The sequence below is a fragment of the Delftia sp. Lp-1 genome (assembly GCF_020523835.1).
In the GTDB taxonomy this organism is placed as follows: domain Bacteria; phylum Pseudomonadota; class Gammaproteobacteria; order Burkholderiales; family Burkholderiaceae_C; genus Comamonas; species Comamonas acidovorans.
Genome location: NZ_JAJALJ010000004.1, coordinates 622487 through 641518, shown reverse-complemented (window position 1 = coordinate 641518; position 19032 = coordinate 622487). Strand labels below are relative to the sequence as shown.

Annotated in this window: 12 protein-coding genes; 5 read left to right on the top strand and 7 right to left on the bottom strand. The window is 66.1% G+C overall.

Annotation, left to right across the window (positions count from 1 at the left end):
* Nucleotides 1–201: 201 nt before the first annotated feature.
* Nucleotides 202–2781, top strand: a complete 2580-nt coding sequence (gyrB, locus tag LGR64_RS28130; protein WP_230357464.1) for a DNA topoisomerase (ATP-hydrolyzing) subunit B — start codon at nucleotides 202–204, stop codon at nucleotides 2779–2781.
* 80 nt (nucleotides 2782–2861) lie between these two features.
* Here gyrB and LGR64_RS28125 read toward each other — a convergent pair whose 3' ends face one another.
* Together LGR64_RS28125 and LGR64_RS28120 are read right to left on the bottom strand one after the other, a co-directional pair.
* Complete coding sequence (locus LGR64_RS28125) at nucleotides 2862–3968, bottom strand: CaiB/BaiF CoA transferase family protein (RefSeq protein ID WP_230357462.1); 1107 nt, start codon at nucleotides 3966–3968, stop codon at nucleotides 2862–2864.
* Between the two features lie 133 nt (nucleotides 3969–4101).
* Nucleotides 4102–5022 (bottom strand): LysR family transcriptional regulator, encoded by a 921-nt coding sequence (locus LGR64_RS28120; RefSeq protein WP_141833183.1) that lies wholly within the window; start codon nucleotides 5020–5022, stop codon nucleotides 4102–4104.
* A 126-nt stretch (nucleotides 5023–5148) separates the two neighbouring features.
* On the opposite strand from LGR64_RS28120, the gene LGR64_RS28115 reads away from it, so the two are divergent.
* From LGR64_RS28115 to LGR64_RS28105, 3 genes are all read left to right on the top strand, one after another.
* Entirely contained in the window at nucleotides 5149–6120 is a 972-nt protein-coding gene (locus LGR64_RS28115) for a tripartite tricarboxylate transporter substrate binding protein (protein WP_099751006.1), read from the top strand.
* A gap of 11 nt (nucleotides 6121–6131) precedes the next feature.
* Nucleotides 6132–6596, top strand: coding sequence for a MaoC family dehydratase (locus LGR64_RS28110; RefSeq protein ID WP_016447265.1), 465 nt, complete (start codon nucleotides 6132–6134; stop codon nucleotides 6594–6596).
* Nucleotides 6597–6726: 130 nt separating this feature from the next.
* Nucleotides 6727–7125, top strand: coding sequence for a YkgJ family cysteine cluster protein (locus LGR64_RS28105; protein ID WP_013799932.1), 399 nt, complete (start codon nucleotides 6727–6729; stop codon nucleotides 7123–7125).
* Nucleotides 7126–7132: 7 nt separating this feature from the next.
* Here LGR64_RS28105 and LGR64_RS28100 read toward each other — a convergent pair whose 3' ends face one another.
* From LGR64_RS28100 to LGR64_RS28080, 5 genes are all read right to left on the bottom strand, one after another.
* The gene (locus tag LGR64_RS28100) at nucleotides 7133–8533 is read right to left on the bottom strand and encodes a sensor histidine kinase (protein WP_013799933.1); all 1401 of its coding nucleotides are present in this window, start codon (nucleotides 8531–8533) and stop codon (nucleotides 7133–7135) included.
* A gap of 4 nt (nucleotides 8534–8537) precedes the next feature.
* Nucleotides 8538–9242 (bottom strand): response regulator transcription factor, encoded by a 705-nt coding sequence (locus LGR64_RS28095; protein ID WP_017407046.1) that lies wholly within the window; start codon nucleotides 9240–9242, stop codon nucleotides 8538–8540.
* Between the two features lie 153 nt (nucleotides 9243–9395).
* Nucleotides 9396–10532 (bottom strand): TolC family protein, encoded by a 1137-nt coding sequence (locus tag LGR64_RS28090; protein WP_224986423.1) that lies wholly within the window; start codon nucleotides 10530–10532, stop codon nucleotides 9396–9398.
* 289 nt (nucleotides 10533–10821) lie between these two features.
* Entirely contained in the window at nucleotides 10822–13926 is a 3105-nt protein-coding gene (locus LGR64_RS28085) for an efflux RND transporter permease subunit (RefSeq protein WP_230357460.1), read from the bottom strand.
* Nucleotides 13927–13947: 21 nt separating this feature from the next.
* On the bottom strand, nucleotides 13948–15096 hold the full coding sequence (locus LGR64_RS28080) for an efflux RND transporter periplasmic adaptor subunit (protein WP_013799937.1): 1149 nt from the start codon (nucleotides 15094–15096) through the stop codon (nucleotides 13948–13950).
* 794 nt (nucleotides 15097–15890) lie between these two features.
* Here LGR64_RS28080 and dinG point away from each other — a divergent pair.
* On the top strand, nucleotides 15891–18065 hold the full coding sequence (dinG, locus tag LGR64_RS28075) for an ATP-dependent DNA helicase DinG (RefSeq protein ID WP_230357459.1): 2175 nt from the start codon (nucleotides 15891–15893) through the stop codon (nucleotides 18063–18065).
* Nucleotides 18066–19032 lie beyond the last annotated feature (967 nt).

Sequence of the window (19032 nt, the reverse complement as noted above, 5' to 3'; positions counted from 1 at the left end):
CGCGCGCCACACGACACCGATGCCTGACACATTGCGCAACCCCTGCACCCGCCGCCCGGTGGCACAAGCCGGTGCACGGTGCGCAACCACCCTACCCGACTCGTAGCCCGCAGCGCGCGTCCCTACGCACCGCGCCAGCGGCCGAATCGAACATTTTCAAGCGAAGCGACAGCTTCCGACGGAACTACCCCAGGGCCTTCCATGACCGACGAGAACAAGCCAGAAAACCAGACCATTGCCCCCGAAGGCTCAGACTCCAGCGGCTATGGCGAAGGCGCGATCCAGATCCTCGAAGGCCTGGAGGCCGTGCGCAAGCGCCCCGGCATGTACATCGGCGATACCTCCGATGGCACGGGCCTGCACCACCTGGTCTTCGAAGTGGTGGACAACTCCATCGACGAAGCCCTGGCCGGCTACTGCGACGACATCCTGGTCACCATCCATGCCGATGGCTCCCTGTCCGTCATCGACAACGGCCGCGGTATCCCCACGCGCGTGAAGATGGACGACAAGCACGAGCCCAAGCGCTCGGCGGCCGAGATCGCCCTCACCGAACTGCACGCCGGCGGCAAGTTCAACCAGAACAGCTACAAGGTCTCGGGCGGCCTGCACGGCGTGGGCGTGTCCTGCGTGAACGCGCTGTCCATCTGGCTCAAGCTCAACGTGCGCCGCGACGGCGAGGTCTACGAAATCGACTTCTCGCGCGGCCACGTGCAGAACCGCCCGATCGAGATCGTGGACGGCGTCGAGGTCTCGCCCATGCGCGTGGTCGGCAAGAGCGACAAGCGCGGCACCAAGGTCCACTTCCTGCCCGACACGGAAATCTTCACGCAGAACCATGAGTTCCGCTACGAGATCCTGGCCAAGCGCCTGCGCGAACTGTCCTTCCTGAACAACGGCGTGCGCATCCGCCTCAAGGACGAGCGCGACGGCCGCGAGGACGACTTCTCCGGCGCTGGCGGCGTCATGGGCTTCGTGCAGTTCATCAACGCCAACAAGAAGGTGCTGCATCCCACGGCCTTCCACGCCAACGGCACGCGTCCTGCGGAAAGCTACGGCGGCATCCCCGGCACCGAGATCGGCGTCGAAGTCGCCATGCAGTGGAACGACAGCTATGCCGAACAGGTGCTGTGCTTCACCAACAACATCCCGCAACGCGACGGCGGCACCCACCTGACGGGCCTGCGCGCCGCCATGACGCGCGTGATCGGCAAGTACATCGAGCAGAACGAACTGGCCAAGAAGGCCAAGGTCGAGGTCAGCGGCGACGACATGCGCGAAGGCCTGTGCTGCGTGCTGTCCGTGAAGGTGCCCGAACCCAAGTTCAGCAGCCAGACCAAGGACAAGCTGGTCTCCAGCGAAGTGCGCGCGCCCGTGGAAGACATCGTCGCCAAGGCGCTGACCGACTACCTGGAAGAAAAGCCCAACGACGCCAAGATCCTGTGCAGCAAGATCGTCGATGCCGCGCGTGCCCGCGAGGCCGCGCGCAAGGCCCGCGAGATGACGCGCCGCAAGGGCGTGCTCGACGGCATGGGCCTGCCCGGCAAGCTGGCCGACTGCCAGGAAAAGGACCCGGCGCTGTGCGAGATCTACATCGTCGAGGGTGACTCCGCCGGCGGCTCGGCCAAGCAAGGGCGCGACCGCAAGTTCCAGGCCATCCTGCCGCTGCGCGGCAAGATCCTGAACGTGGAAAAGGCCCGCTACGAAAAGCTGCTGACCAGCAACGAAATCGTCACCCTGATCACGGCCCTGGGCACCGGCATCGGCAAGGCCACGGCCGAATCGGGCAAGAGCGGCAGCGACGACTTCGACCCCAACAAGCTGCGCTACCACCGCATCATCATCATGACCGACGCGGACGTGGACGGCGCCCACATCCGCACCCTGCTGCTGACCTTCTTCTACCGCCAGATGCCGGACCTGGTCGAGCGCGGCCACATCTACATCGCCCAGCCGCCGCTGTACAAGGTCAAGAACGGCAAGGAAGAGCTGTACATCAAGGACGGCCCCGCGCTCAACCAGTACCTGCTGCGCATCGCGCTGATGAACGCCAGCGTCAGCACCGGCGGCGCCAACCCGCGCACGCTGGACGGCGAGGAACTGGCCAAGCTGGCCAACATGCACCTGGCCGCCGAGACCGTCATCGACCGCCTGTCCAACTTCATGGATGCCGAGGCCCTGCGCGCCATCGCCGACGGCGTGCAGATCACGCTGGACAGCATCGAGGCGGCCCAGGCCTGCGCCCCCATCCTGGAGGCCAAGCTGCGCGAGTTGACCACCACGGGCGTGCCCGCCGAGGTCACGGCCGAAATCGTTCCGGTCTCCGAAAAGCCCGTGCTGCGCATCAGCCGCCACCACCACGGCAACATCAAGAGCTCCATCCTCACCCAGGAGTTCGTGCGCAGCCACGACTACGCCGCGCTGGCCGACGAAGCCCAGAACTTCAACGGCCTGCTGGGCGAAGGCGCCAAGGTCACGCGTGGCGAAGGCGAAAAGGCCAAGAGCGACAAGGCCGGCGACTTCCGCCAGGCCATGCAATGGCTGCTGCACGAAGCCGAACGCACCACGGCCCGCCAGCGCTACAAGGGCCTGGGCGAAATGAACCCCGAGCAGTTGTGGGAAACCACCATGGACCCCACCGTGCGCAGCCTGCTGCAGGTGCAGATCGGCGACGCCATCGAGGCCGACCGCGTGTTCACCATGCTCATGGGCGACGAAGTGGAGCCACGCCGGGAATTCATCGAGACGAATGCGCTGCGGGCGGGCAATATCGACGTCTGATCCAGCCGAACGGCACACTGCAAAAAGCGCTCTGCAAGGAGCGCTTTTTTCATGGCCGGACCCTGGCCCCCTGGCCATGTTCACCGCCCGCAAAACTCCTCCCACAGCGCCTGCGTATGCTCGCCCAGCGCGGGCACGGCGCCCATGGCGGCTTCGGCATCCGACAGCGTGGCCGGGGGCAGCAGGGCCTGGATGCTGCCGGTGGGCGTGGCCACCTCGCGCCAGCGTTCGCGCGCCTGCAATTGCGGATGGTTCCAGACCGCGTGCATGTCGTTGAGCGGCGCGTTGGCGATGCCGCCTGCATCCAGGCGCTGCATGGCCTGTTCGCGGCTCAGGTGAGCCAGCACGGATGCGATCACCGCGTCGAGTTCCGCGCGGTGCGCCACGCGCTGCAGGTTGGTGGCAAAGCGCGCGTCCTGCGCCAGCGCGGGCTGCTGCAGCACATGGGTGCAGAAGCTGTGCCATTCGCGGTCGTTCTGCAGGCCGAAGATCAGGCTCTGGCCATCACCGGCCGTGTACTGGCCATAGGGCGCGATGGAAGGATGGGTCAGCCCGCTGCGCGCGGGCGCCGTGCCGCCGTAGTGGGCGAAGTTCAGCGGGTAGGACATCCATTCGGCCAGCGCCTCCAACATGGACACCTCCACGCGCAGGCCCCGGCCCGTGCGGGCGCGCTGCAGCAGGGCGGACAAAATGCCCGAGTAGGCATACATGCCGGCCGCGATGTCGGCGATGGAAATGCCCACGCGCGCGGGCTGGTCGGGCGTGCCCGTGACCGAGATCAGGCCGGCTGCCGCCTGGATCAGCAGGTCGTAGGCCTTCCTGTCGCTGAGCGGGCCGCCCTCGCCATAGCCCGATATATCGCAGACGATGAGACGCGGATATTTCTCATGCAGGCTGTCGAAATCCATGCCCATTCTCTGCATGGCACCCGGGGCCAGGTTCTGGATCAGGATATCGGCGTTTTCCAGTATTTTCCCGACGATATGCTGCCCTTCGGCGGTCTTGATATCTGCGGACAGGCTTTGCTTTCCACGATTGGCCCAGACAAAAAAGGATGATTCACCATGGACCTTTTCGTCATAGCCCCGTGCAAAATCCCCATCGGGCAATCGCTCCAGCTTGATGACCCTGGCCCCCAGGTCCGCCAGCTGCCGGCTGGCAAAAGGCCCTGCCACGGCGTGTTCCATGGCCAATACCGTCAAACCATCCAATGGGCGTGTCTGCATTTTCTTGAACGAGGCGAATATTCGATTCGCCGCATTCTAGAAGTGCAACCATCACCCAGCCAGTCGGCATTTTCTAAGTGGAATTTCAAATCTTCTAAGGCAGTGATTCCTGCACGGCGCCTTCCTCGGGCAAAGGCTGGGCCGCCACATAGGCCACGAAATCGCGGGCATAGGCGGGCAGGGTTTCGGGTTCGCGCGTGACCACCCTCTGCTCGCGCTGCGCCCAGGCCTCGTCCAGGCCCACGGCAGCCAGCCTGCGTGCCTGCAGCGCCGGCCGGGCAATGGAGCGTGGCACCAGCGCAATGCCCACGCCTTCCTGCACGCACTGCAGCACGGCCTCAAATGTTGGTGCGTGCACACGTACCCTGGGATTCATGCCCATCCTGGAGGCCATGCCTTGGAGGTAGAGGAAGTTGCTGGTCTTGCGGCCTATCGAGACCAGGTCGTAGGTCAGCGCGGTTTCCAGCGGTACCCTGCTGCTGGCGGCCAAGGGGTGGCCAGCGGGCACCACAAACACCAGTTCATCGTGGCCATAGGTGATGGCATGCAGGCCATGCAGATCGATCTGGCCGGCCACCAGGCCCACGTCGGCACTGCCGTCGAGCACGGCGCGCACCGTGTCTTCGCTCAGGCGCTCCTCCAGATCCACATTGACGTTCGGATAATGGGCCAGATAGCGGCTGAGCACGGGCGCAATTCCCGTCAGCGTGCTGCTGTTGGCAAAGACGCGGATATGGCCCGATATTCCGTTGATGTGTCTTTGCATTTCTCCGTGCAAGCGGTCCACGCTGCCGAAAATGGAATCGGCGTATTTCTTGACCGTCATGCCGGCCGGAGTGAGCACCATGCCTTTGGACGTTCTTTCAAACAGCGATGCACCCATGGCCTGCTCCAGATTCTTGAGCCGGTAGCTGGCCGATGGCGCCGTCAAATGCATTTCAGCCGCGCCTGCGCTGAGGCTTTTGGCCTGTGCAATCGCAAGGAAAACCCTGAGATCCGTCAATTCATATCGCATTCGTTGCATGCCCGCCGGGAGCATTTCCTTGGTGTTAGACGGTTTCTAACCGCCCTATCAATGATTCGACTGGCTGCATTGGCCGCGCATTTCTATAGTCGGCGCCAGGAGACAACGGAGAAAATTATGGACTTCAAGACGGCAAGACGCCAAACCCTTCTCACCGCCCTGCTTCTGGCCGCCGGCGCGGCCGCAGCACAGGACTATCCGGCGCGCCCCATCAAGCTGGTGATTCCCTATGCGGCGGGCGGCCCCACCGACACCTTTGGCCGCGCCATGGCCGATGTCTGGAGCCAGAAGCTGGGCACGCCCGTGGTGATCGAGAACCGCACGGGCGCCGGCACCCTGGTGGGCACGGAGGCGGTTGCCAAGGCAGCCCCTGACGGCTACACCCTGCTGCTGACCACGGTGGCGCATGCCGTCAATCCCTACATCCACGACAAGCTGGGCTACCGCACGGAGGAAGACTTCGCGCCCGTGGGATTGCTCGCCAGGGCGCCGCTGGTGCTGGTGGTGGACAAGCGGCTGCCCGTGCAGAGCCTGCCGGATTTCCTGGCCTATCTGCGGGCGCGGCCCGGCCAGGTCAACTATGCCTCGGCGGGCGTGGGCAGCGCTCCGCATCTGGGTGCGGAGCTGCTGAACCTGATGGCGGGCACCCGGGCCCAGCATGTGCCCTACCGGGGCAGTGCGCCAGCCATACAGGACCTCATAGGCGGGCACCTGGCCTTCATGCTGGACAGCGCTCCCACGGGCCTGGCCCAGGTCAAGGCGGGCACGGTGCGCCTGCTGGCCACCACCATGGCCCAGCGCCTGCCGCAGACGCCCGACACGCCTGCCATTGCCGAGCAGGTGCCCGGCTACGAGGCCTATACCTGGAACGCCGTGTTCGCCCCCGCAGGCACGCCGCCAGCGCTGATTGCCCGCCTGCAGTCCAGCCTGCAGGCCACGGTGGACGATGCCGGGCTGCAGAAAAAGGCCTACGACATGGGCCTGGTGCTGGAAAAGCAGCCGCGCCCCCAGGCGCTGGCCGCCTTCCTCAAGCAGGAACTGGACAAATGGGGCAAGGTCGCCCGCGCCGCCCACATGAGCGCGAACTGAGGAGAGTCGCCATGCCACGCCACCCATCCCTGTGCGCCCAGCGCTACTTTGAAGACTTCGCGCTGGGCGAGGTCTTCGCCCTGCCCTCGCGCACCATGACCGATGCCCTGTTCGCCGCCTTCCAGCTGGCCAGCGGCGACAACCATCCCGTGCACTACGACGTGGAGTACTGCCGCGCGCGCGGCATGCCCCATATGCTGGCCCACGGCTACCAGGTGGCCATACAGACGGCGGCAGGCGCCGGCCTGTTCCCGCACATGGTCGAGGAATCGCTCAAGGGCTTCCTGGAGCAGGGCAGCCGCTTCCTGGCCCCCGTCCATGTGGGCGACACGCTGTACTGCACGCTGACGGTGTCCGAGCTCAAGCCCGGCAACACCACGGGCGTGCTGACCCTGGCCACCGAGGTGCTGAACCAGCGCGACGAGCGGGTGTCCGACGGGTTTCAGAAATACCTGTTGAGGAAGCGGCCGGCCTGAAGGCCAGGGGATGGATGCAGGGGCAGCGTCCCCCAAAGACCCGCCCCGTCGCTTGGCTACGCCGGCGCGGCAACCGCCGCCGGGCTTTCTGGCGAAAAATAGCGGCCCTGCACACGCCCATCCCCCCACCATGAGATCCCCCATCAGCATCGTCGACGTCGACCGCCTCGACTCCTGGAGCAAATACAAGCCCGGCATGTGCGACAGCTGTGCGGCCAACTGCTGCACCATGCCGCTGGAGGTGCAGCTGCCCGATCTGGTGCGGCTGGAGCTGGTGGATCCGTTCGAGGTGGACAACGTGGAGCCCAAGCTCATCGCCAAGCGGCTGATGAAGATGCGGCTGATCGACCACTACAACCCCAAGCACAACATCTTCACCATGGCGCGGCGCGCCAGCGGGGACTGCAATTTCCTGGATGCCAAGTCGCGGCGCTGCACGGTCTACGACAAGCGGCCCGAAACCTGTCGCCTGCACCCCAAGAAGGGGCCCAAGCCCGGCTTTTGCGCCTACGGTCACAAGGACCGCTGAAACGGCTTCAGGCCGTGGGCAACCCGGGCAGCCAGATCCTTGCCTGCAGGCCCGGATGCATGTTCTCGAAGCCCAGCTTGCCGCCATGCAGCTGCACGATGGCCAACACGCTGGCCAGGCCCAGGCCATAGCCTTCGCGGTCCGATTCGGCGCGGTAAAAGCGGGTGCTCATCTTCTCGCGCGTCTGCGCGTCCACGCCGGGGCCTCGGTCCTGCACGATGATTTCCACGCCCCAGGCGCCGCCATCCATGCCGTGCTCGTGGGCCACGCCCGCGCGCAGCAGCATGTCGGCGCCGTGGTCGCTGTCGGGCAGTGATCCGTACTTGATGGCGTTGTCCACGAGGTTGGCCACGGCGCTGGCCAGCAGGTCGCCGTCACCCAGCGCCATGGGCGTGCCCTCGACCTCCAGGCGCAGCACGCCGCCTGCGTCCTCGACCAGCGGTTCGTAGAACTCCACCACGTCCACCAGCAGGGCACGCAGGTCCACGGGCGCGAAGTTCTTGCGGCTGGCGCCGCTTTCCACTTCGGCAATCTGCAGCAGCTTGTCGAAGACCACGCCCAGCTCGGCCACTTCCTGGGCCACCAGCGCCAGCGTCTCGTTCTTTTCCTCGGGCGTGGCCTGCTGGGCATTGCGCAGGCGCAGCAGGATGCGCGTCAGCGGCGTGCGCAGGTTGTGGGCGATGGTGTTGGAGACATGGCGTATGCCGTCCATCAGCAGCTCCAGCCGGTCCAGCATGGTGTTGATGTCGCGGTTGAGCAGCGTGAACTCATCGTCGCGGCGCGTGACCGGAATGCGCTGGCGCAGGTCGCCCGTGGCCACGCGCGCCATGGTGCTGCGGATGTCGGCGGCACGCTCTTCCACCACCCGCCGGAAGGCCCCGGCGCCCAGCACGGCCATGCCCAGGGCCACCAGGCCGGCCAACAGGCTGGCGCGGCCGAACAGCTCCTCCACATCGCTTTGCACCTGCATGTCGCTGCCCACGGCCAGCAGCTTGCCGTCGGACAGCTGGGCCACGGCCACGCGGCCCGCGATGATGCGGCCGTTGCGCCGCACCTTGAGATCGCGCACGCCCATCTCCGTCAGGCGGCGTGCGGGCACCACGTCGGCGTTGCCAATGATGGGATTGCCGTCGCCATCCATGAGGATGAGGATTTCGGTATCGGTGTTGACGCCGTCCAGCAGGGTCTGCTGGATCTCGGCCTCCAGCGCGGGCTCGCCGTACTTGTCGCGGTGCTCGACCAGGCGGCGCATGTGGTTCTCGGCCTGCCGGTCCATGCGCATGCGCAGCACGCCCACGGTCTGCACGTAGAACACCGACAGCACGATGGACATGGTCAGCACCAGCAGCACGCCGTAGGTCAGCGCCAGCCGGAAGGCCGTGGAGCTCCAGGGCTTGGCCAGCGACATGGGATCAGGCCACCTGCGGCAGGTCCTGCGGCCGGTCCGACAGGCTGTAGCCCACGCCGCGCACGGTGTGGATCAGCGCAGGCTCGAAGCCCTTGTCCACCTTGCCGCGCAGGCGGCTGATGTGCACGTCGATGACATTGGTCTGCGGGTCGAACCGGTAGTCCCACACCGACTCCAGCAGCATGGTGCGCGTGACGATCTGGTGCGCATGCTGCATCAGAAACGCCAGCAGGCGGAACTCGCGCGGCTGCAGGGCCAGCGGCTGGCCCGCGCGCTCGGCACTGCGCGTGAGCAGGTTCAGCCGCAGGTCGGCCAGGCGCATCTCGCGCGCGGGGGCCGGGATCTGGGCGCGGCGCACCAGGGCCTCCAGGCGCGCCGAGAGTTCGGAGAAGGCAAAGGGCTTGGTCAGGTAGTCGTCGCAGCCGGCCTTGAGGCCGCGCACGCGCTCGTCCGTGGCCGACAGGGCGCTGAGCACCAGCACCGGCGTCTGCTTGCCCATGGAGCGCAGCGTCTGCAGGATCTGCAGGCCGTCGAAGCCGTTGGGCAGCATGCGGTCGAGGATGATCACATCCCAGCTCTCGCCCACGGCCATGGCGATGCCCTGCACACCATCGCTGCACACCGCCACCTGCGCGCCCTGCTGGCGCAGGCCTTCGGCGATGTAGCGCGCGTTCAGCGCGTCGTCTTCGATGATGAGATAGCGGTACATGCGGGCGGCAGGGCCTGACTCGAAACTGAGGCAGACACTATACGGCGCGCCAGACTCCGCCGAGATCGGTGGGGGTGCCGGCATGTTGACCACCTCTTTCCAGCTAGGGGCAGGGCCGCGCGGCATCCCAGAGCACCGCGCCGCATGAAACCGTCAGGGCGCAGCCCACATCGGCAGATCGCCGCTGGCCACGCGCACCTGCCACTCGGCCAGCATCATTTCCTTGACCAGGTCCAGGTGCTCCAGGCGGTGCTCGTTGATCGATCCCAGCGAATCGATCAGCTCCAGGATGGAGCCCTGGCCCAGCTTGTAGGCGTCCTGGGCCATCTGGTTGAGCGGCGCGATCTGGGCCAGGCCCTGCTTTTCGTAGGCGCGCACGGCATCGCGGCGCAGCTTCAGTTGCTTGATGGCGCGCTGCAGCTCGGTACGCGCCTCGATCAGCGCGGCGTCGTAGCGCAACTGGGCCTGTTCGGCCTCCACCTGGGCACGCGCGATGGGGCCTTCGCGGCGATCGAACAGCGGCAGCTCCACCGACACGCCGATCTGGTTGTAGTTGCCGTCAAGGCGGTTGCGCACGCGCGCCACGCTCACGCTGGGCGTGGGCAGGGCTTCGCGGCGTTCCAGCTCGACCTTGTGGCGCAGCTGGTCCAGCTCGGCCTGGGCAGCCACCAGGGCCGGCAGGCGCAGGCGCGCGGCCTCCCACAGCTCCTGCTCGTGCAGCAGCTGGCCCACGGGCACGGCCTGCAGGCTGCCCGTGGCGCGCGGCGCCCATTGGGGCAGGGCGGCCAGGGCGGCGGCGTGCGAGGCGGCGTCCTGCCAGTCCGACTGGGCCTGGCTGACCTGCATGGCCATCTGGGCCTGCTGCAGGCTCAGGCGCGCGCCGTCATAGCGGCTGCGCGCGCCGGCCTCGATCTGGCCGCGTACGATATTGCCTGCGCCGTTCAGCGACTCCTGCGCCTCTTCCCAGACCTTCAGGCGCTGCTGCGTCATCAGCAGGTCGATGAAGGCCGTGGCTGCATCGTTGAGCGTGGTGGCCACGGCCACCTCGACATTGGCACGCGCCGCCGTCTCGCCCTTGCGCGCGTTCTCCATGCGCAAACGCCGCTGGCCGAAGATGGGCAGCGGCTGCTCGATGCCCCACTGCTTCTCGCCCGGCTTGCTGCTGTACGACGCCGTGGGATTGGGAAACGCCGCCGCCGTGCGGCTGTCCGCCTGCGCAATCCCGATCTGCAACCGCTGCGCCGCCAGCTGGGGCTGGTTGCGCACCACCATCTGCAGATACTCCTGCATCCCCACCGGCTGCTGCGGCGCAGCCGCCGGAGCCACCTCGGAGGCAGGCGCCGCAGTGATGGCCGGCACAGCCGACCCGCCCGGTACAGCGGGCACAGCCTGCTGCGCAAGCGCAGAACCCGCCCCCCAGCACAGCGCCACAGCCACAAACAGGGCCCGATAACGGGCGCTGCCTGCAAAACCGGCGCGACCAAAAGCCAGGGACGCCGAGCAAGAGCCGCCTCGCGGCGAGGGCGTCGTCCCCCCCGCGAAGCGAGAGGGGGAAGCGGCGAAGCCGCTCAGGGGGCTATCACTCTTTTTCATCGAGTTCTTCCTGCGTCAACATGTTCTTGGGGCCCAGCAGCGCATAGAGCACGGGCAGCAGCACCAGGGCCACCAGGGGCAGCACCACCATGCCGCCCACGATCACGGAGGCGAAGGGCTTTTGCGTCTCGCTGCCCACGCCCGTGGACAGTGCCATGGGCAGCAGGCCCAGCAGCGCCAGCAGCGCCACGAGCACGATGGAGCGCATGCGCTCGGCAGCGCCCTCGACCAGGGCCTGCATCATGGGCATGCCCTGCCGTCGCAATTCCTCCACGGCCGAGATCACCAGCAGGCCGGCCAGCGCCACCTGTCCCAGCAGCGCGATGAAGCCGATGGCCGCGCTGATGGACAGCTCGATGCCCGCAAAGTGCAGGGCCGCGATGCCGCCCACCATGGTGAAGGGCGCGCACAGCAAGATGATGCCGGCGCTGCGCGCCTGGCCCAGCGCGCCGAACAGCAGGGCGTAGACGATGATCAGCGACAGCGGCACCACGATCTTCAGGCGTGCGGCCGCGCGCTGCTGGTTCTCCCACTCGCCGCCCCAGACGGCCTGGTAGCCCTCAGGGATCTTCACGTTCTTCTTGAACGTGGCCAGCGTGTCCTTGACCACGGAGCCGATGTCGCGGCCTTCCACGTTGAACTTGAGCGCCATGTAGCGCGCATTGCCTTCGCGGAAGATGGAGGAGTTGCCGATCTTGATGGCGACCTGGCCCACCGAATGCAGCGGCACCGAGCCGCCGTTGGGCAGGGGGATGGCGATGTTGCGGATGCGCTCCTCATCCATGCGGTCCACATAGGGCAGGCGCACGCGCACGGGCACGGGGTACTCGCCCTCCCACAGCGTGGTGGAGATGTTGCCGGCCAGCGCCGCCTCCAGCGTCTTTTGCGCGGTCTCCATGGCAATGCCCTGGCGCGCCAGCGACTGGCGGTCGAACTCCACGTGGACCTGGGGTGCAGGCGCATCGCGGTACAGGCCCAGATCGACCACGCCATCGATGTCCTTCACCAGGTCCACGGTCTGCTGCAGGATGGCGCGCAGCTGCGGAATGTCGGGGCCGAAGACCTTGAGCACCACCTGGCCGCGCGCGCCGGACGTCGATTCCTCCACGCTGTCGCGGATGGGCTGGGCGAAGTTGAACGACACGCCCGGAATTTCGCCCAGCGTGGCGCGCATCTGCTCGATGAGCTGGGGCTTGGTCAGGCCCTTGCGCCATTCGCCGTGGCCCTTCAGGCGCACCAGCACCTTGGCCAGGTTCAGCGTCTCGTTGTCGGTGCCGGACTCGGGCCGGCCCTGCTCGGTGGTGACGGTGATCACCTCGGGGAAGGTCTTCAGGCGCAGGCGCACGTCGCGCAGCACTTCCTGGCCCTTTTCCAGCGAGATCGATGCGGGCATCTGCACCAGCACATAGGCATCGCCTTCATCGAGCTCGGGCAGGAATTCCGTGCCCAGCCAGGCCGCCGACAGGCCGGCCGCCACCAGGATGGCCAGCGAGCCGACGATGACGATGGCGCGGCGGCGCCCGGCACCCAGCAGGGTGCCGATCCAGTGCTGGTAGCCGTGGTGCGCGCGGTCGAAGATCTTGGGCTCTTCCACCATCACGTGCTGGGGCTTGAGGAACAGCGCGCACAGCGCCGGCACCAGGCCCATGGCGAAGACCAGGGCACCCAGCAGCGCGAAGCTGTAGGTCATGGCCAGCGGACGGAAGATGCGGCCCTCGATGCTTTCCAGCGAGAACACGGGGATCAGCGCCGCGATCACGATGGCCATGGCGAACAGCGTGGGCTTGGCCACGGCCACGGCCGAGTCGATGATGATGTGGCGCATGTCCGCCTGCGTCTGCGGCTTGCGCAGGCGGGCGTTGCGGATGATGTTCTCGGCCAGCACCACGGCGCCGTCCACCATGATGCCGAAGTCGATGGCGCCCATGGAGATCAGGTTGGCCGGCATGCCCAGCAGGTGCAGGCCGATGAAGGCCACCAGCAGCGACAGCGGGATCACCGTGGCCACGATCAGCGAGCCGCGCAGACTGCGCAGGAACAGCCACAGCACGCCCACGATCAGCGTGGCGCCGAACAGCAGGTTGTGCTGCACCGTGCCCAGCGTGTGGCCGACCAGGTCGGAGCGGTCGTAGTTGGTCTCCATGTGCATGCCCTCGGGCAGGCCGCCGTCATTGAGCGCGGCCACCTTGGCATGGATCTGGTCCAGCACTACAGAGGGGTTCTCGCCGCGCTTGAGCAGCACGATGCCCTGGACCACGTCGTCGGCATCATCCATGCCCACCGAGCCCTGGCGCGGCGTATGCGACTGCACCACGCGCGCCACGTCGCCAATGGTCACGGGCGCGCTGCCGCGCATGGCCACGACCACGCCCTGGATCTCCTGCGGCGTGCGCAACAGGCCGATGCCGCGGATGATCAGCGACTGCTCGCCCCGGCGCATCAGGCCGCCGCCCACGTTGCGGTTGGACTTGGACAGGGCATCGCTCACGTCTTCCAGCGACAGGCCCAGCGCATACAGCTTCTCGGGATCCACCTCGACGTGGTACTCCTTGACGAAGCCGCCGATGCTGACCACGTCGGCCACGCCCTGCACCTGCTTGAGGGTGCGCACCACGCGCCATTCCTGCTCGGTGCGCAGCTGTGCCAGCGTGTGGCGGTCGCTCTTCAGGCGGTAGTAGAAGATCTTGCCCAGCGGCGTGTAGTCGGGCGCCATCTCGGGCGTGACGCCGTCGGGCAGATTGGCCTGGGGCAGGCGCTGCGACACCTCGGCGCGCGCATGGAAACTGTCGGCATCGTCATTGAAGACGAGGTTGATCATGGCCAGGCCGAAGTAGCTCTCCGAGCGCAGCGACACCAGGCCCGGCGTGCCGTTGAGCTCGCGCTCCAGCGGCTGGGTGATCTGGCGCTCCACCTCCTCGGGAGCCAGGCCCGGCGCCTGGGCAATCACGCCGACCTGCACATTGGTCACATCGGGATAGGCCTCGATGGCCGTGTGCAGGTATGAATACACGCCATAGATGGCGATGATCAGGGTGGCACACAGGGCGACGAGCCGCCGGTGCACCACAAACGCTATCAGGGAACGCAGCATTGATGAGTCTCCTGGCCGCGATCAGAGCAGCTGGCTGGCTGCGCCGTCGAGCAGCAGGCCACCGCGCACGACGATCTTTTCACCCGACTTCAGGCCCGACACCACGGGCACCATGCCGCGCGAGGGCCGGCCCAGCACCACGGTGCGGGCCTCGAACTGCTGCTCGCCGGTCTGCACGAAGACGATGCTGCGGCTTTCATCCTTGATAAGCACGGCCGTCACGGGGATCAGCATCTCGTGCTCGTTGGAGACCTGCAGGCCCACACGCGCCTGCATGCCGGAACGCAGCACGGGGTTTTGCGCATCGAGCTGCACGATGACGGAGGCGCGGCGCGACTCCTTGTCCAGCGTGGCGCCCAGGTGGCGCACCGTGCCGGTCAGGGGCTTGGGCAGCTGCGGCACATCGACCTGCACGGCACTGCCCAGGCGGATGCCGGGCAGATCGCTTTCAAAGACATCGGCCACCACGTTCATGGCGGCGGGATCGCCGATCAGGAAGAGCTCGCCGCTGGGCTCGACCGAGGCGCCGACCACGGCCTTGCGCTCGGCCACCACGCCGGCGCGCGGCGCACGCAGCACCAGCCGGTCGCCGCCACCTTGCCCCAGCAGCGCCGACGTGCCCTGGGCACGCGCCAGCTCCTGGGCCGACTCGCGCAGCTTGGCCTGGGCCGCACGCAGATCCACTTCCACGCCCACGCCCTTGTCCACCATGGTCTGCTGGCGCCGCACTTCCACGGTTGCCACGTCATGCGCGCTGCGGGCAGCTTCCACCTCGTAGCGCACGCGCAGCGCCTCGGGGCTGACCAGGGTGGCCAGCTCGTCGCCGGCCTTGACGATGTCACCCACGTGGGCACGAACCGACACCACGCGCGCGGCCAGCGGCACCGAGACAGTGGCCACGCGGTCCTCGGCAAAGGCAACGCGTGCGGGCGCCCAGGCCATTTGCGTGCCCTGCGGATCGGCCACCACGGCGATGTCCAGCATCTTCAGCGACTCGGGCTTGACCCGCACCACGCCGGCCGGCGCGGGCGCCTGCACGGCAGGTTCGTTCTGTGCCGATGCCTTGGATGCATCGCAGCCCGCCACAAGGCAGGCCACGGCGATGACAGCGCATGCCGATGCCGCCGGAAACCGGGCTGCCTTGGGCAGGCCCGCAAATGTCTTGATCATTCTTGCCCCTTCAATCCATGCCTGGAGCGCAGGGACTGCAGCGAGCCGACCCTTGTCTCCTGAGATGAAACAGATGCTAGAAAACGCATCTTCCTGCGTGCGTGAAGCCTTCATTACCGTTTGGTAAGACATTCGCGTACCTGGGCCGGCGCCCGGGGCCGATCCCTGGCAGGGATCGCCTGCGCTTTTTCGAGAACCAGCGCGATCCGCTGCGCCGCCGCGGACCTGCCGCCTGGCGGTGCACCAAGGCCCCAGCCGCAGCGGCCACAGACCTGTGGATATCCCCGGGAAAAACGCGCTCTGCAAAGCCAAAGATCTGCACAGGCCCTGTTCTCCACAGTGGTGACAACTTCCACCATCTTCTGGAAATCGCGGGGAACCTGAACCCATGAAAAATCCGTTGCAAATCAACGGTGAATGGCGACAATCACCCAATCAATCCACAAGCATGCCAACAACATGCACACAGGATTGATCACAGGCCGAACGCCCTGGCTGCTGTGGGCAAGACTGTGGATGCGGCCACGCGCATGGCCATCAACGGCCATGGGAACAATCCAGGAACAGCCGGTGGACAGATGTCCATCCCGGTGACCGATACCCACCTGTGCACACATGCGATTGGCGGGTTCAGTGATCCATATGACGGGCAGCTTGTAGGCTGTACGGCATACGAAAAACGCGCTTTGTGCGCTGTATTTCATAAGATTTCGCATCTTATTTAATACATATCACTGTACGAATCTTTATAAACAGATGGACCAAGATGATCCATTTGGTCAAAACACGCCGAAATGCATGAAAAAAAATGGGCTGATCAGGCCCTGAAATCCTTTGATGACGTGGTCGGGGCCATCCCAGGGTTCCGAAATCGTGAGGGGCAGCGAAAAATGGCGGCCCAGATCGCGCAGACCTTCAGCCAGGCCCAGCTGGGAAAAATCGATGAGGGCGCACCGGAGCCCACCCGGTCCATTGCCGTGGTGCAGGCCGGAACGGGGGTGGGCAAATCGCTGGCGTACAGCATTCCCGCCATTTCGATGGCGCTGGCGCGCGGCACCCGGGTGCTGATTTCCACGGCCACCGTCGCCCTGCAGGAACAGCTGGTGAACAAGGATCTGCCCGCGCTGGCCCAGCAGCTGGAGCAGCCCTTCAAATTCGCGCTGGCCAAGGGGCGGGGCCGCTTTGTCTGCAAGCTCAAGCTGGAGCGGCTGGCCAGCACCGGCGAAGCCCAGGACGAGGATCTGGACGATCTGTTCGCCGAAGAAAAGGCGCAGGCCCAAAGCCGCGTGGCGCGCCCGGCCCAGGAGCTGGAGGCGCGCATGCAGTTCTACAAAAGCATGGCCAACGCGCTGGCGTCCCAGGCCTGGGACGGCGACCGAGACTCTCTGGAGACCCCGCCCGAGGCCGAGGCCTGGAGCCCCGTGGCGGCCGAATCCTCGTCCTGCACCGGCAAGCACTGTCCGGCCTTCAGCAACTGCGTCTATTACGAGCGCCGCAAGGACCTGGTGGCCGCCCAGGTCATCGTGGCCAACCACGATCTGCTGCTGTCCTCCCTGGGCGCTCGGCTGCTGCCCGAGCTGGACAACTGCCTGCTGGTGCTGGACGAAGCCCACCATTTGCCCGCCACGGCGCTGGGCCAATTCGCTGGCGAGATGGACCTGAGCCGCCTGGGCTGGATAGACAAGCTGACCAGCCGCGCCCTGCGCGTGAACACCTTGGTCGAAGTAGAGGAACTGGCCGATCTGCCCGGTCATGCCAGCCAGCTGCGCCAGCAGCTGCAGGAACTGGCGCGCCTGGTGATGGAGCTGTACGGCGATACGCTCAAGTCGCAAAAGGACAGCTGGGGGCCGGCGCGGGTGCGCGCACCGCGCGGCATGCTGCCCGAGCCCCTGCTGGAGCCTCTGGGCAAGGCCGCCCACCATGCCAACAGCTTTCTGGATGCGCTGCGTGCCATCTCCAAGGCACTGCGCGCCGCCATCAAGGACAATCCAGAGGAAGCACGCAGGCTGTCTACAGCTTATGCACAGGTTGGCGCACTGGCGCCCCGCCTGGAATCCGTCTATGACACGGCCCAGCTGCTGATGCAGCAGCCAGCGCAGGATGACGACAGTAGCCGCGTGCCCAATGCGAAATGGTTTACGTTGGAGACAGATGGCGAGTACATCGTGGTCAAGGCCCATGCCAGCCCCATCCTGCCCGGTGCCACGCTGCGCCACCATCTGTGGTCCCAGGTGCGCGGTGCCGTGCTCACGTCGGCTACCTTGACCAGCTGTGGACAATTCGACTTCTTTTTGCGCGAGGCAGGCCTGCACGACGATGCGGCCGTGACCACGCTGGAAGTGCCCAGCCCCTTCGACTACGCGCGCCAGGGCACCCTGGTGGCGCGCGAAACCGTGGCCGACCCCAAGGAGGCCGCCCGCTTCACCCAGGAGATGGTGGACGCGCTGCTGGGCGACCTGTCCCGCGTGCAGGCCGGCGCCCTGGTGCTGTTCACCTCGCGCGAGCAGATGCGCCTGGCGGTGGATGCGCTGTCCACGGCCATGCGCTCGCAGGTGCTGGTGCAGACGGCCATGCCCCGCGCCCTGCTGCTGGCCCGCCACCGCGATGCCGTGGAGATGGGCGAGCCCTCCATCATCTTCGGCATGCAGTCCTTCGGGGAGGGCCTGGACCTGCCCGGCGCGCTGTGCGAGTCCCTGTTCATCACCAAGCTGCCCTTTGCCCCGCCCGATGACCCCGTGGGCGAGGCCCGGGCCGAATGGCTGCGCAGCAGCGGCCGCAACCCCTTCAATGAGCTGGTGGTGCCGGCCACGGCGATCCGCCTGGCCCAGTGGGTGGGCCGCGCCATACGCACCGAGGAAGACCAGGCCCATGTGTATTGCTATGACCGGCGCCTGGTGAACACCAGCTATGGCCAGCAGCTGCTCAAGGGCCTGCCGCCCTTTGCCTTGCAGCGCCGCCCGGCACGCTGAGCCGGACCCTGTGGAAAGCATGCGAAAAACAGGCAGTACCCTGTCGCCACTGCATTCCTTTGCATACGCAAGTCATTGATCACGGCTGATTTTTTCAATCAGCGAGCTTGCCGATTGCCCACAGGCCACTTGCACACAGCCTGTGGGTAACCGTATTTCCCGGCTCCCGCATCTCCCTGCATGCCTGTGCAGCACGGTCCCCGGATCCCGCGGGATACCGCTGGATCTCGCAGACCGTGCCTGCTCCCCGGCCCGGCCATACCCTCCATACCCCGCCAACGGGCCAGCAGAACGCCCAGGACGCGCTGGCGCGGGCAACCCAGGGCCTGACAGCTGCCAAGCCTCCACGGTCCTCTGCAGGCCGCTGAAGCGCTCGGGCTGATTCACGTCCTCTTGCCCTGGTGCGCCAGCAGCCATCACTTTTCGTGATTGCCCTTGCCTGGACTGGATCTGCTGCTCCTGATCTGGATGCGCAGTCCTCTTGCAGGCTGGCAACAAGGGGTTGAATTTTTTTGAATGGACGAACACTGCCTCTGGCGCATCCGCTTGCGTCCGCCTGGCAGGCCGCGTTTTCCTGAAGTCTTCCACGTCCAGTGCACAGCCCGTTGTGGAAAAGCGGCCGTTCCACAGCGTTCCTGCGTGGCCGCGAGGAAGTCTTGTCTTCGTGCATACGGCCATGGCGCGCGAACCGATCCGGAATTTTTTGAACACAGGCGCGCCAATTTCGCTGGAGCAGTCCCTCGTCTGGACATGCCCAGGCTCCAGACAACCTGGCACGTCTGTTTTTTTGAAAAACCGTTCGGCCTTCGCTTCCCGCGTGACTTCGCCTTCGGTTGTTCTTTGATCTTCTTATAAAGAATAGTCGTAGTAGTAGAGGCATGACATCTCTGTGGATAACTCACTATTCCTCAAAAAAAACAATGTCTTGCCCGATTGAAAAACATGTGATCAAAGCCCTGTTCCCGGT

Coding starts and splice junctions, on each gene's coding strand:
- gyrB (WP_230357464.1), top strand. CDS start 202: ATGACCGACGAGAACAAGCCAGAAAACCAGACCATTGCCCCCGAAGGC.
- LGR64_RS28125 (WP_230357462.1), bottom strand. CDS start 3,968: ATGGAACACGCCGTGGCAGGGCCTTTTGCCAGCCGGCAGCTGGCGGAC.
- LGR64_RS28120 (WP_141833183.1), bottom strand. CDS start 5,022: ATGCGATATGAATTGACGGATCTCAGGGTTTTCCTTGCGATTGCACAG.
- LGR64_RS28115 (WP_099751006.1), top strand. CDS start 5,149: ATGGACTTCAAGACGGCAAGACGCCAAACCCTTCTCACCGCCCTGCTT.
- LGR64_RS28110 (WP_016447265.1), top strand. CDS start 6,132: ATGCCACGCCACCCATCCCTGTGCGCCCAGCGCTACTTTGAAGACTTC.
- LGR64_RS28105 (WP_013799932.1), top strand. CDS start 6,727: ATGAGATCCCCCATCAGCATCGTCGACGTCGACCGCCTCGACTCCTGG.
- LGR64_RS28100 (WP_013799933.1), bottom strand. CDS start 8,533: ATGTCGCTGGCCAAGCCCTGGAGCTCCACGGCCTTCCGGCTGGCGCTG.
- LGR64_RS28095 (WP_017407046.1), bottom strand. CDS start 9,242: ATGTACCGCTATCTCATCATCGAAGACGACGCGCTGAACGCGCGCTAC.
- LGR64_RS28090 (WP_224986423.1), bottom strand. CDS start 10,532: ATGCAGGAGTATCTGCAGATGGTGGTGCGCAACCAGCCCCAGCTGGCG.
- LGR64_RS28085 (WP_230357460.1), bottom strand. CDS start 13,926: ATGCTGCGTTCCCTGATAGCGTTTGTGGTGCACCGGCGGCTCGTCGCC.
- LGR64_RS28080 (WP_013799937.1), bottom strand. CDS start 15,096: ATGATCAAGACATTTGCGGGCCTGCCCAAGGCAGCCCGGTTTCCGGCG.
- dinG (WP_230357459.1), top strand. CDS start 15,891: ATGCATGAAAAAAAATGGGCTGATCAGGCCCTGAAATCCTTTGATGAC.